Consider the following 12,296-nt stretch of genomic DNA (forward strand, 5'->3'; position numbering starts at 1 on the left):
CTGCTTTCGTTTTATTCACTTTAAAATTTTAAGAAAATGAAAGAAAAAAAAACAAAAGCATTTCCGATTATTTATCCTAACGCGGCAGGTATAGATATATCAAGCAAAGAACATTATGTAGCAGTTAATCCTGAATCCACTGAAAAACCAATAAGAGCCTTTGGCGCCTTTACTGAAGACTTACACGCCCTAGTTGTGTTTTTTAAAAGAATGCAAAGTAGATACAGTTGCTATGGAGGCTACCGGTATTTACTGGGTAAGTTTATTTTTAGTATTAGAAGATGCGGGTTTTGATGTTGTATTAGTTACAGCTAAACATGTAAAAAATGTAAGAGGAAAGAAAACAGATGTTAGCGATGCTGATTGGATACGTCAATTACACAGTTGCGGATTATTATCTGCAAGTTTTCAACCCGATAAGTTTACTCGTAAATTAAGAGCATATATGCGTCATCGAAAAAATTTAATTGAAATGTCAGCTACACATATTCGCATGATGCATAAAGCTTTAGAACAAATGAATATTAAAATACAACATGTTATTGCGGATATTACAGGTAAATCTGGACAAGAGATCATAAAATCCATCATAGCTGGTGAACGAAACGCAGAGATATTAGCATCTTGTTGCGATAGTAGAATTAGAGCTCATAAAAAAGAGGGTATTATAAAATCCTTAACGGGGGTTTGGAAAGAAGAACACGTTTTTGAACTAGAGCAAAGTTATTCAATATATCAATTCTATCATGCTAAGCTAAAGGAATGCGATGCTAAAATAGAAGAGCATCTTCGTGAAAAATCCGGAGTAGATACATTTGTGGAGCCCCAAAAAAAAGAAAAGAGTAATAAAAATAATTTGAATTTTAACGGAAAGGAAATGTTGTACGAACTAACGGGGACGGATTTAGCAGAAATTTTTGGGATTACGGAAACAAATGCTATAGAAATTATAAGCGAAGTCGGATTAGATATGAGTAAATGGCCAACGGTAAAACACTTTACATCATGGTTAAACTTAGCCCCGAATAATAAAATATCAGGAGGGAAAGTATTAAGTAGCCGGATTCCAAAAAGAAAAACCACGCAGGTCAAATATTTAGAATGGCGGCGTTTGCCATACAGCGTAGCAAAAATTGGTTAGCGATGTTTTATAATCGTATAAAAGCAAAAAATGGGGCGCCAAAAGCAATTGTTGCGACTGCAAGAAAAATTGCGGCTATTTTTTATAAAATGGTAAAAGAAAGGGTTAAATTTAACCCAATACCAATCGAAAAATATATGGATGGGTTTAAAGAAAATCAAATTAAGAAGTTAAAACGACAAGCTAAAAACCTTGGTTTACAGATAGTTGAAATGTAGTTACTTAAGAGACAAAAAAGAACATTAATGATAGGATTGAATTTAGGACAACTTTAAAATCCAATAGGCAACAATTTGTTGTAGTCCTTTATTGTAAATTGTTTAAGAAAGTGACTTGTACAAGCAAGTCATTTTCTTTTAGTGAATGTAGGAAAAAATATTCGGTCAGCCCTTCCAAAAAAAATATACCTCAACAGAAAACTCTATTCATTGTGTTGAAACATCCCATTTAGCATATCTAAACACTAATTAATTATAATTTTTTTCAAATAATCTCGATTATTTAACCTTACTTGTATAAAATAAATTCCAGCTGGAATATCTGACACATCATAATAATTATTATAATTTTTTTGATACTCCTTGACGATAGTGCCCATTAAATCAAGTAATCGAACATATAGGTAAGAAGGAAGATCTGAACCTATTTTAAAATAATTATAAACTGGGTTTGGGTAAATTGAAATTTCGTCATTAAAATTATTACTTGTGCTTGTCAAAAGCGTATCACAAGTAGACATTTTTTTAGCAAATAAATTATAATTTGGTGGCTTTGGAAGACTACCATACATAAAAGCTGGCAATTCAACCTGTCTTAGTTGGAAATTGCAGTTCAGTCCTTTTTCATTTGGATTGTTTATCACATGAAGATATATACTGCTGCTTCTACACGATACATAGATCTTCCCATCTAATGCAAGAGAGCTTTGAAAAAATGATGTAGTTAACTTATTCTCAAATAAGTAACCATCCCATTCACCAATTATAGTCTCACTACTATTAATATCTTTTGCAAATAAATCGTACTGCCAAATTATAGAATCGGAATTTAAATATAAAAATTGATTATTCGGACTTACTGAAAGATAACAAGCATCTTTAAATAAGGTCGATTTGTTTATTACAATTCTTGGATTTGAAAGAATACCAAGACATCTGTCAAAGTCAAATATTTGAATTTGATAACCTCTTAAATATTTGATAAACATCTCGCCATTTGATGTAAATATACTATTTCCGGTCCAATCAAAGCTGTCTGCAGGAACGCCAATTTTTTGATTAGAATAGAGCCTTATTCCGGATGTATCAAACAAATAAACTCTATGGTTGTTGCTCAGATAATCTTCCATAATAATCCACCAATCTCTTCCGTTTGCATGTTTTGTTACAGCCATATGAGTTTCAATAAAATCTCCTTCTGATATTATACTATCCTTTATTGATACTACATCATTCTGCACTGTTGCATCGAATTTTATTTGTGAATATTTAAAATATGGAATAAAAGTATACCTATTTATAAAATCAGGATAATAATTAACAGTAAAATTAAATAATGCAGTTTGAGTCTTCTCCTTTCCTGGAAATGGAATAAAATAATGATTAAATCCAGTAGGGTATATAGGACTATAGTCTCTCCAAATACGCCCATAATTTATACTGTCTCCATTTTGAATTACTTTCTGTTTTTCATTATAAATTCTAAACCCATCTGTAAAATATCTTAATTTACCATCTTCATATGCTATGGATGCATTTGTGAATCCAAGATACGGCAGCTTTTCACCAAACTTGTATTCTACATCAATTTTACCTTTTGAAAAGTTAAGTTCTGTTTTTCCGTATTTAGGCAAAAATGTACTGTCATTGCTATAACCTACAATCCAAGCTGCACCATAATAATTTTGTGCTACTAACGCATGATTAGTAGTATCACAAAATCCATAAATGATACATATATATATACAATATTTAAAAGAGTATCGTTTCATTTAAATAAATTAATTAACAGAAATTCTTCTTTGCAATGTGTTTCCATTTTTTAGATTTATAACTACTAGATAAACGCCTGGGGTTAATTTAATTCACTTAATTTAAGTTTGTCCTTTAATTGAATTTGTAAATCCCCAATATAGTGGACCAAATATAACTAAAAATAATGTAGTGTTTCAAAGATCATTTAAATTTGTCCATCATGGGAACATATAAGAAACAAACCACAGAAAACTTTAGTGAATAACGGGGTCCACAAAACTTGTTTCTCTCAAAATTTTAACTTGACCCTTTATATCTGTCTGCTTTGTAATAGCATTTTAGTTATTCTCAGATATTGCCCTAACACACCTCTACGGGCATGTAAATGAATGTTAATTTAAGGATTTATAAAATCAGGAAATTTTTTTAAAAATTATTCTTCTCTAAAAAATCGAATATGCTCAATAGGCATAAAATAATTTGGAAAGCAGGTGATAAAATCTTCTTCAATCTGAAAATCTATACCTTTGAAACTCACTTTCTGCAGAGAAGGATTGAGTTCCACTTCGAAATAATTATTTTTATTTTGCGCATCTTTTATCTGACACATCACATCCGGAAACATGGGGTGCTGTAAATAAATATCATCAGCTTCTTTTAAATCGGTCCTGATATATCCTTCGCGGTCCGATTCAAAATCTCTTTTTTCTTTTTGGTAAAAAACAGCACATCGCACCCGGTCGATCATCATTGGATTGTCGTGCACAATGCGAATGGTAATGGGTCCGTCTTGATGAGTTTGTTTGCGGACCGGAAAATCCTGCTGAACGTTTTTGTCAGAATGCAGTTTGAGGATGTTCCCTTCAATGGAATAGGTTCCTTCCGCATAACGGTCAGATGCGCCGTAGACATAATAAAAACGAAATGTACTGTCTTCCCTGAATTCAAATCCGGCTGCCATTTCCATGATTCCACGCAGATGATAACTCCCCGGTTTAAAATTTTGTGCCTGCATGTTTGTAACTGATTGAAGAATTAATCCTAAAAAAATAAATTTTTTATACATAGCAAGATGACTACAAAATGACGGTCATTTTTCTTTGAAGTTTGATGAAACTGCCGTTATCTTTTCTTTCTCTTAAGACTGTCTGCAGGATACTGTCTGGCAATTAAATCCAATTGCATCTGTGCCCACATGGTGATGTTCGCACGATCACTGTCTGTTAGTTTGGCTTCGGGGTGGAGTCCCAACCAGGTATAGGAAGGTAAGGGCATTTCTTTTTCTTTTACCACCTCGATTATTTCTTCAAACTTGTGATTTTGTCTGGCGATGGGTCCGGCGGTAAAATTAGAAAAATTCAATTCTCCTCTACCTTCCTCTATGTGATGATTCAGCCACCAGCCTATGGGTTGAATGCTGCTGTACCATGGGAATTGCACTGAATTGCTGTGGCAATTGTAACAGGCATATTTAAGCAAAAGCCCCACATCTTCAGGTACCGGAAATTTTGTGTTCAAGTGATTAGACTGGTCCGTGTTGGAAGTTTTGTCAATCTGAAAAAACTGAATGATGATCAGGCCGACCGCAAGTGTGATTAATATTTTCCTTATCATAAAATTAGATTTATTGTTGTGAAACCACAAAACTCAAACTATTACTTTTTTTGTCAATGGTCAACCTGGCAAAATACAGTCCGGGAGGAAATCCCTGAACACGATATTGAACAGCAAACTCCGTTTTTCCGATCAGTTCTGCATTCATTTTTTTACCATCCGCTGAAAAGAAAACGTTGGATTTTTCATCAAATTGTTTGTTGCTTCTTATTTCAATAATTCCGGTAGATTGGTTTTGCCATAATTGGAATTCACGATCTTCAATGTTGACCGTGCTGAGCAATTCGTCGTTTCTCAAAATCCTGCCCAGATAGGTGCAGATGAATCCGCTGTTTTGATTGACCAGATCCACTGAGAAAAGATGTTCCGGGCCCAGTGGACTTGGCATCTGAGTCCAGGACTGCCCTCCATCCGTCGTTTTTAGAATGGTGCCATTGAATCCCACCACCACACCGGTCAGCGCATCTGCAAAATCCAAATCCATCAGTGGTTCCTGGACACCAGAATTCAAGCTGGTCCATTTAGTCCCACCATCCACTGTTTTATAAATTCTACCGATGTCTGCACAGGCATATCCCACTTGAGCATTCACAAATTTTATCCGTCTGATCCAATCAGCAGGCGGGGTGAATGGGAAGTCTTTGACCGCAGTCCAGGAATCACCCCCATCATCGGTTCTCAACAAAACATTGGAACCGGAAGCAAATCCTTTTTTATCATCCACAAAACAGATTGAATACAATAAATTATTGAGGCCGGTGGGAATGCTGAACCAGCTTTCACCGCCATCTTCCGTTTTGAGAATCATTCCATAGGCACCACAGGCAAATCCCGTCTGGTCATCCAGAAAATGCAATCCCCAGAGTTGTTCTTTGGTTCCGGTTGTTTTGGTTACCCATTTATTTCCCCCATCGGTCGTTTTGATAATCAGGCCATCGTTTCCACTCATGAAAGCGGTTTGTTCGTTGAGGATAAAAATGGCCATAAACCGGGTTCCGGAATAGCCGGAGCTCTGATCCGTCCAGCTGAGGCCACCGTTGGTGGTCTTGTGGATGTTCATCGTAGAGCCATTGTACAACGAACTAACACAATACCCAAGTTCGGAGGTAAGAAAGCGGATTTTCTGAATGGTTTGTTGCGGACTAAATCGCGTGATTTCTTTCCAGCTTTGCGCATTGGCAAAGCATACCATCATCAAGAAATAGAATCCTGTAAATACCGGTTTCATGCTTCGATTTTTTTCAAAGATAATGGAAAGATAATTGTGACAATTAGAAAATGAGCTAATGAGTTAATGGATGACTGAACGATCTCTGCTTCAGCAGAGTATCGTGCGACAGCACGATAAGAGAAGGAACCGCGAAAGCGGCTAACGGGAGAATTAGAGAATGAGAGATGACTGAACGATCTCTGCTTCAGCAGAGTATCGTGCGACAGCACGATAAGAGAGTATCCATGTAATTGAAAAAAGGTTCAGCTTTAGTTGAGTGGTCCATAGGCCACAAAATAAATTAAATAACCAAAAACTAAACCTTATGACAAAAGTATTACAAAAGGCTGGATTTGTAGGAGAAACCATTTACGGTGGCATAGATGTCCATATGAAGAGTTGGAATGTTTCACTTTATTATGGGAGTCAATACCTCCGAAGTTTTCATCAATCACCTCATCCAGATATTTTAGTTTCATTTTTACAGCGTGAATTCCCAGGGGCAAATTACAGTTGTGCCTATGAGGTTGGTTTTAGTGGTTATTGGATAAAAAGAGCATTGGATAATCATGGTGTAAGTTGCATTGTTGTTAATCCAGCAGGCATACCCCAGACAGACAAAGGAAATAAATCAAAAACAGATAGAAACGATTCTAAACGGATTGGATCTTCACTTCAAGCTGGAATGTTGTGTCCGATTTATATCCCATCGCAAGAGACAGAAGCTGATCGGCAACTAGTTCGTACAAATGAAAAATTAACACGCGACCTGACCAGATCAAAAAATAGAATCAAAGGAATGCTATATCAAGTAGGCATAGAGATTCCCGAACGGTTTGGAAGCGAAAATTGGAGCAATATATTCATAAACTGGTTAAAAGACCTACCTATTTCATTTGGAACATTACGAACTGCCTTAAACCATCAAATAAAAATGATGGAAAATATCAGGGTAGAAAAAAACCTGGCACTTAAAGATATTCGCAAACTAGCAGTTAGTGAAAAGTATGCCTCTATCGCTTCTAGATTAAAAACAGTACCTGGTGTGGGCACAATAACTGCCATTACTTTAATAACGGAAATAGAAGACATGAATCGCTTCAAATGTTTCGAAAAACTAAATGCATTCGTTGGTTTTTATCCCACAGAGTTTTCTAGTGGGGAACATATTCGTACAGGACATATAATAAGCAGACATCATAAGCGATTGTGGAGCTTAATCCTAGAAGCCGCCTGGATAGGAATAAGACGTGATCCGGCTATAACCCATTATTATATAATACAAAACAAAAAGTAGGAGGTAAAAGGGCTATCATTAAAGTTTCACGAAAACTATTAAATCGTATAAGATCAATTTGGTTAAATAAAATAGATTTTGAAATCGGAATATTGAAATAAATAAAATTATTTCCTAATAATATTAATAACTACAAACAAAAAGAATTAGCTTTGAATTAAATTGAAACACTACTTAGTGATAAGTTCAAATTACTTTGACGACATACATATCAAGATTTTTAATAGTGGGAGCCCAGCATGTAATCTTCAATTACTAAGTGGTGGAACCAACAATCCACAAGTTGTACATGCTTACCCAAACCCAATAAGTGGGGAAATTACATTAGAATTTGATATTAAGAATGAAAATACTAAGGGAGAATTCTCAATTTCTGGTCTGGATGGTCAGAAATTAATTTCTACTTCTAAAATATATCCTAGAGGTCATCAAACCGAAATCTTCAATTTAAATAGCATAACAAATAACATATTGTTTTTGAGAGCGGTTATCGATGAAAAGGCACAAGTAACTAAAATTATTAAAGTTCATTAGTAATGAAAAGAGTGTATATATTATTAACCATTATTTCGATTTTATCTTGCGAAAAAAACAGCATTTTTGATAACGATGGCTTTTATGGAGTAGGAAAAGCAAGGCTTGATGAGGTAGAATGGAAAGGCAAAACCGGTATTTTTAAAGCTAAAAAATATTGCTTTCCTGATACTTGTGTAGGTATATTGGTTGAAGGTTATAATAAAGCTAGATCTGTGCACAGTAAAATTATAATTGATCAAGTTTTCTTGAAAACTGGGAAATTCTATTTTAATCCTATTTATCCAACATACCTCGATACTTTGTACAATTTTTCATATCAAGAATTCAAAGGTGATGCTGTTTTAGAGAATTATAGTATTATAGAGGCTGATTCAAACAATTATGTTGAAATCAAAGAACTTAATATGAAAACTGGTGATGTAAGGGGAAGTTTTCAAGCCAGAGTGATTTCAGATTCATCCTGGCCTTCAAATGGATCTATTCCTGATACCATTGACATTACAAACGGAAGTTTTTATGGAAAAATTAATTGGAAGTAATTGTTTTTACATTAATTGATGATAACTGAGTATCTACGGAGATAGATGCCATCTAAATGTTCTTAACTATGGATTCTTACCAAAGGTAATGTTTAAGATCTAGTCTTTTGGTTTGATCAATTGCAGTTGCTTCGTAGATACTATTTCGTTTCCGGTAAAGGTAAGTTCAGACTATTTTAATGAATATAAATTCTATTTAAAGAAAGATCTAAGGAATTTCATAAGTGATAGAGGTAACAATTTATGGAAAAGAGAATTCTCTAAATACAACAAATATGATTAATTACGGAATTTTTAACTAATTCATGTATTGGTCTGCGTTAGGGACGAAGTTAAGATGTGGTGTTTTTGTGAATGATTGAAATAGCAGGCCGCATTAAAAATGCTATGATCAAATGGCATCGCAGTTTAAAATTGCGACGAACAAATGGAACAATTTTCAAATTCTGGAGATGCGAAATATTTATATGATCTTGAGATTTATAAATTTAACTACAATTTAGTAGGTGCTAATTTATTTCTTAAATCTTTAAATAGTTAATTAGTTTTTGTTTTGAAAATGTATCACATTTTTACAATTATATAACTTATTTATGATGATAATTGACTATTCCTTTTTAAAAATTGCTTGTGTAGAATCATATAGAAAACCTCGCTCTGAATTGATAAATTCAGGATGATCATTCATCCAGAATTTTTCCTTTTGCAAGAGATCCTTATATTTAAGATTGCTAATATTATGAATTAAATGAAATATTATATGGAAATATGATTTCTTATACCGCAAACTGGGAATAATATTTTCTAAAAAAAATAATAGATTTTCCTCTGATAAAGAGTAATAACAATTGAGAATATATGCATTTAAACTATATTCAGATATTCCTTGTATTGAATTAATGTTTAGTAATAATGTTTTTATTTCATTTTGTTTTATTTGTCTATTTATATAGGATATCAATTCAGGAAAAGCAATATAATTTAATTTCAGAATGCTGTCTGAAGTTGTTAAAATATTTATCAATAGATCATAATTATTGGGAGTATAACTAATGAATTTAGAAAACTCATATGCTAGTATCTTTTTATCAAGCTCATAACATAAATTATTTCTATGATTTCCTAGCGTATAAAATAGTGTGTCGTTGTATTCTTTTAATCTCGAAGTTAGAGTTTTTAATAGCTGATCGACAGTTATACTACCTTTAAAATACTGTTCTTCGATAATTGATCCTATGCTATCACAAATAATTTGAGAACGGCCATGTTGATTTTTAAAGTCTAAAATAATTTGTTCCTTTTTAGGTGGTTGACAGCTTGCTGTAATTGTATAGCAAATTGAAATAAATAATAAGAGAATATTTGTTTTCATATTTTTTCTATTTCCATTGTTTACCTTGATATTTGTGGGACAGGTCAAATGACCAATCTTTTAAATCATATTGATTAAAATTTGAATTTAGTTCTTCTATTTCACATAACATTTCCTCATATTTAATCCCAGCCATTCCTCCAACTTCGTATCCATCTAATTGCGGGACATCAAATTTAAATATTTTACCTTCATTTAACTCCCATATATCAGGTACGTAATCCTTATCTGAATCTAGACTCATATTGTAACCGTTTGGCCACCAATTGTTCCATATTTCAATGTGTTTATTTTCATGTACAATTGTTTCAACAAAAGTATGTATTCCAGAGTGAGTAGTTATCCAATTCTTTTCACTGGCTTCTTGTCGAAAAGTGGTTATAAAACTGTTATCAAATCTAGTTGTGCTTGCGAAATTATTGTCCTTATCATCATATTTTATTTTCTTAATTCTATGTAAGTTAACAATCTGACTTCAATAATGAAACCAATTCGGCTCTTCGTGTTTCCAATAATTGGGTTCATCTTTTAGAAAGAAGACCTGAGCTTTTTTATTGGGTCTGATGTCTGTGGAGTAGACTGAATTATTGTATCTGTCTGTAAGCCTAATGGTTCCGTTCTTGGAGCCAAACTCCTCATTGTACTGTGGTAGTGCATATTTTTGAATAAATCCCTTATCTATCAGGGAAGAAGCAGATTCCAGTGTCCATTTATTTTGATAGCCTGATCCGCTTCCAGATCCGAGACCCCATTCATAGGGTTCCGATGGGGTAAAATCAAATCCCTTGACATCGATCCACATTTTTTCTTGGCCACTTATGACAACTTTCCAGGCTTTTTCATTTCCTACTACTTTTTCTATCCGCATGCCTGAAGAACACTCTACCTGATTACCTCCCGGGAGGGGAGTGGTCTCCGGTATTTGTGCAGGAATATAATGGACATTGCTGAGCATAACTAAGGCAATATACGTTTTCTTAACTACTTTAAAGAACGGATGAAACATAATAATGATTTAATTGTGTGTGAATGCTTTTTATTTTTTTACAAATTTTTTCATAACGACTTCACCATTGGTGGTTTTGAACTTTATGAAATAGATGCCTGGAGTTAAGAATCCAATTTCTATTTTGAAAATGTGGTTTGATTGAGAAGCTGCCATAGGGGTAAAATATGTTTTTCCATCCAAGGCAATGATTTCAATATTGTCGGGGAGTATTTTAGCATGGTGAGGTGTTTTGATATATAGGATTTCTTCTGTAGGATTTGGGAAAAGATGGAACTTTAAGGACTCTGACTGAAAATTTTTAAGTGCATTTTTTATTGGGATGGTTGTATTTAAATTGTGTTCATACACAAATATTCTTTCCAGTTAATTTACGTTGTATTTAAACGTCCCAATTTTTATTTTAATAATCAACCTAATGTACTTCTATTATATCTAAATATTTTTGATAGATACGTTTTTTAGCTGATTTATTTGTGCCTTCAAATTTATTTTTAAAATATATTCTTGCATTTTTAGTTTTCGTTAATGCTAAAAAATAATTTAACTTATTATCTTGACATTTGCATTTATTTAAGGCATTAATTATTAATCGGGCGGCCCTTTCTTTTCCAGTATTTGAATATATATAGCTTTCAAAATCCACTTGAATTTTTGAGGAAATATTTTCACCTAAAAAATAAACATTAAATAAACTGTCAGCGCTTAGAAAATCTGTATTCCCAATAACTTGCCACATATATACATATTTCCTTTTTAGTATTTTATCTAAATTATTCGCTAAATATATTTGGAATTCTTGGGATGTATAATCTTTGTAATATTCAAAATATTCAGCTTCAAGGTATTGTGGTATTTCATTATACTCATTATTATCGTTTTTAAAATTAACAACTGACTTAAAATTTTCCATGGAAGAAACTAAATATGGATTAAATGTCACAATATTTTCCTTTACAATATCTCCAAATAACTTCATAAACCCGGGTTGATTTATAAGTAACTTTATAAATTTTTTATTAAATCTTAATATCGTATGAATTGAATCTATTTTATTATTTAATTCTTCCACCGACAGATCTTTATTCCACCAGCAATTTGAAGTCAAAATATAACTTATATAAAATTTACTGAATAATGAATCATTTAGTAAGTTTGGCTTAATAAAAGAACAATTGAATATCAATTTTTCAAATTCTATAATTATTGATTGATATTTTACTATTTTCATATTAAAATATTTATAATGACTAAACTCACTAAGATATAAATCAAGATAGAGGTTGTAAGTATATATTATTTTTTCAACTTCACAACTATTTATTTGATTTATTAAATTTAAAACTTCCGTGGGATTTGGTAGAATTTTACTTATTTTAAAAGTATCAACATGAATATTTCCTGTAACTGATATAATAGTGTCTAAATTAATTTTCTCATCAGTTTTCCAATTATCAATTATTAAAATGTTTAACTTTTTAAAAATATCAACTTGTGAACTTAAATAATTAGTAAAAAGTATAAAATGAAGTAATATTATCTTTTTAACCATTTTACCAATTTTTTCATTAATTTTACCGTTAGGATCATATGACCAATCATCACTA

Annotated in this window: 15 protein-coding genes; 6 read left to right on the top strand and 9 right to left on the bottom strand. The window is 32.6% G+C overall.

Annotated elements, in window-relative coordinates; genetic code table 11:
• Positions 1 to 36: 36 nt before the first annotated feature.
• From IPJ53_04640 to IPJ53_04650, 3 genes are read left to right on the top strand one after another with little or no spacing between them, the layout of a single operon-like run.
• Positions 37 to 294, top strand: a complete 258-nt coding sequence (locus IPJ53_04640; protein ID MBK7798379.1) for a hypothetical protein — start codon at positions 37 to 39, stop codon at positions 292 to 294.
• On the top strand, positions 233 to 1,141 hold the full coding sequence (locus IPJ53_04645; GenBank protein ID MBK7798380.1) for an IS110 family transposase: 909 nt from the start codon (positions 233 to 235) through the stop codon (positions 1,139 to 1,141). Before IPJ53_04640 ends, IPJ53_04645 begins: the two co-directional genes overlap by 62 nt.
• Positions 1,102 to 1,359, top strand: a complete 258-nt coding sequence (locus IPJ53_04650) for a hypothetical protein (protein ID MBK7798381.1) — start codon at positions 1,102 to 1,104, stop codon at positions 1,357 to 1,359. Before IPJ53_04645 ends, IPJ53_04650 begins: the two co-directional genes overlap by 40 nt.
• 245 nt (positions 1,360 to 1,604) lie before the next feature.
• Here the strand turns inward: IPJ53_04650 and IPJ53_04655 are convergent, their stop codons facing one another.
• From IPJ53_04655 to IPJ53_04670, 4 genes are all read right to left on the bottom strand, one after another.
• Positions 1,605 to 3,131, bottom strand: coding sequence for a T9SS type A sorting domain-containing protein (locus IPJ53_04655; GenBank protein MBK7798382.1), 1,527 nt, complete (start codon positions 3,129 to 3,131; stop codon positions 1,605 to 1,607).
• A 416-nt stretch (positions 3,132 to 3,547) separates the two neighbouring features.
• Positions 3,548 to 4,180 (bottom strand): hypothetical protein, encoded by a 633-nt coding sequence (locus tag IPJ53_04660; protein ID MBK7798383.1) that lies wholly within the window; start codon positions 4,178 to 4,180, stop codon positions 3,548 to 3,550.
• 56 nt (positions 4,181 to 4,236) lie between these two features.
• Positions 4,237 to 4,728 (bottom strand): heme-binding domain-containing protein, encoded by a 492-nt coding sequence (locus IPJ53_04665; GenBank protein ID MBK7798384.1) that lies wholly within the window; start codon positions 4,726 to 4,728, stop codon positions 4,237 to 4,239.
• A 10-nt stretch (positions 4,729 to 4,738) separates the two neighbouring features.
• Positions 4,739 to 5,956, bottom strand: coding sequence for a hypothetical protein (locus IPJ53_04670; GenBank protein ID MBK7798385.1), 1,218 nt, complete (start codon positions 5,954 to 5,956; stop codon positions 4,739 to 4,741).
• 307 nt (positions 5,957 to 6,263) lie between these two features.
• On the opposite strand from IPJ53_04670, the gene IPJ53_04675 reads away from it, so the two are divergent.
• The 3 genes from IPJ53_04675 (at position 6,264) to IPJ53_04685 (ending at position 8,311) form a co-directional block, all read left to right on the top strand.
• Entirely contained in the window at positions 6,264 to 7,235 is a 972-nt protein-coding gene (locus IPJ53_04675) for an IS110 family transposase (GenBank protein ID MBK7798386.1), read from the top strand.
• Positions 7,236 to 7,397: 162 nt separating this feature from the next.
• Positions 7,398 to 7,769 carry a hypothetical protein gene (locus IPJ53_04680; protein MBK7798387.1) on the top strand — a complete coding sequence of 124 codons (372 nt, stop codon included), beginning with the start codon at positions 7,398 to 7,400 and terminating at the stop codon, positions 7,767 to 7,769.
• 2 nt (positions 7,770 to 7,771) lie between these two features.
• Entirely contained in the window at positions 7,772 to 8,311 is a 540-nt protein-coding gene (locus IPJ53_04685) for a hypothetical protein (GenBank protein ID MBK7798388.1), read from the top strand.
• 607 nt (positions 8,312 to 8,918) lie between these two features.
• Here the strand turns inward: IPJ53_04685 and IPJ53_04690 are convergent.
• The 5 genes from IPJ53_04690 to IPJ53_04710 form a co-directional block, all read right to left on the bottom strand.
• Complete coding sequence (locus IPJ53_04690; protein MBK7798389.1) at positions 8,919 to 9,683, bottom strand: hypothetical protein; 765 nt, start codon at positions 9,681 to 9,683, stop codon at positions 8,919 to 8,921.
• A 7-nt stretch (positions 9,684 to 9,690) separates the two neighbouring features.
• Positions 9,691 to 9,927: a hypothetical protein gene (locus tag IPJ53_04695; protein MBK7798390.1), complete on the bottom strand. Its 237-nt coding sequence runs from the start codon at positions 9,925 to 9,927 to the stop codon at positions 9,691 to 9,693.
• Between the two features lie 231 nt (positions 9,928 to 10,158).
• The gene (locus IPJ53_04700) at positions 10,159 to 10,689 is read right to left on the bottom strand and encodes a hypothetical protein (GenBank protein MBK7798391.1); all 531 of its coding nucleotides are present in this window, start codon (positions 10,687 to 10,689) and stop codon (positions 10,159 to 10,161) included.
• 30 nt (positions 10,690 to 10,719) lie between these two features.
• The gene (locus IPJ53_04705; GenBank protein MBK7798392.1) at positions 10,720 to 11,040 is read right to left on the bottom strand and encodes a T9SS type A sorting domain-containing protein; all 321 of its coding nucleotides are present in this window, start codon (positions 11,038 to 11,040) and stop codon (positions 10,720 to 10,722) included.
• A 64-nt stretch (positions 11,041 to 11,104) separates the two neighbouring features.
• Positions 11,105 to 12,241, bottom strand: a complete 1,137-nt coding sequence (locus IPJ53_04710) for a hypothetical protein (protein MBK7798393.1) — start codon at positions 12,239 to 12,241, stop codon at positions 11,105 to 11,107.
• Positions 12,242 to 12,296: the final 55 nt, after the last annotated feature.

Source organism: Candidatus Vicinibacter affinis, assembly GCA_016714365.1.
GTDB classification, from domain to species: domain Bacteria; phylum Bacteroidota; class Bacteroidia; order Chitinophagales; family Saprospiraceae; genus Vicinibacter; species Vicinibacter affinis.

Coding starts and splice junctions, on each gene's coding strand:
- IPJ53_04640 (MBK7798379.1), top strand. CDS start 37: ATGAAAGAAAAAAAAACAAAAGCATTTCCGATTATTTATCCTAACGCG.
- IPJ53_04645 (MBK7798380.1), top strand. CDS start 233: ATGGAGGCTACCGGTATTTACTGGGTAAGTTTATTTTTAGTATTAGAA.
- IPJ53_04650 (MBK7798381.1), top strand. CDS start 1,102: ATGGCGGCGTTTGCCATACAGCGTAGCAAAAATTGGTTAGCGATGTTT.
- IPJ53_04655 (MBK7798382.1), bottom strand. CDS start 3,131: ATGAAACGATACTCTTTTAAATATTGTATATATATATGTATCATTTAT.
- IPJ53_04660 (MBK7798383.1), bottom strand. CDS start 4,180: ATGTATAAAAAATTTATTTTTTTAGGATTAATTCTTCAATCAGTTACA.
- IPJ53_04665 (MBK7798384.1), bottom strand. CDS start 4,728: ATGATAAGGAAAATATTAATCACACTTGCGGTCGGCCTGATCATCATT.
- IPJ53_04670 (MBK7798385.1), bottom strand. CDS start 5,956: ATGAAACCGGTATTTACAGGATTCTATTTCTTGATGATGGTATGCTTT.
- IPJ53_04675 (MBK7798386.1), top strand. CDS start 6,264: ATGACAAAAGTATTACAAAAGGCTGGATTTGTAGGAGAAACCATTTAC.
- IPJ53_04685 (MBK7798388.1), top strand. CDS start 7,772: ATGAAAAGAGTGTATATATTATTAACCATTATTTCGATTTTATCTTGC.
- IPJ53_04690 (MBK7798389.1), bottom strand. CDS start 9,683: ATGAAAACAAATATTCTCTTATTATTTATTTCAATTTGCTATACAATT.
- IPJ53_04695 (MBK7798390.1), bottom strand. CDS start 9,927: ATGAGTCTAGATTCAGATAAGGATTACGTACCTGATATATGGGAGTTA.
- IPJ53_04700 (MBK7798391.1), bottom strand. CDS start 10,689: ATGTTTCATCCGTTCTTTAAAGTAGTTAAGAAAACGTATATTGCCTTA.
- IPJ53_04710 (MBK7798393.1), bottom strand. CDS start 12,241: ATGGTTAAAAAGATAATATTACTTCATTTTATACTTTTTACTAATTAT.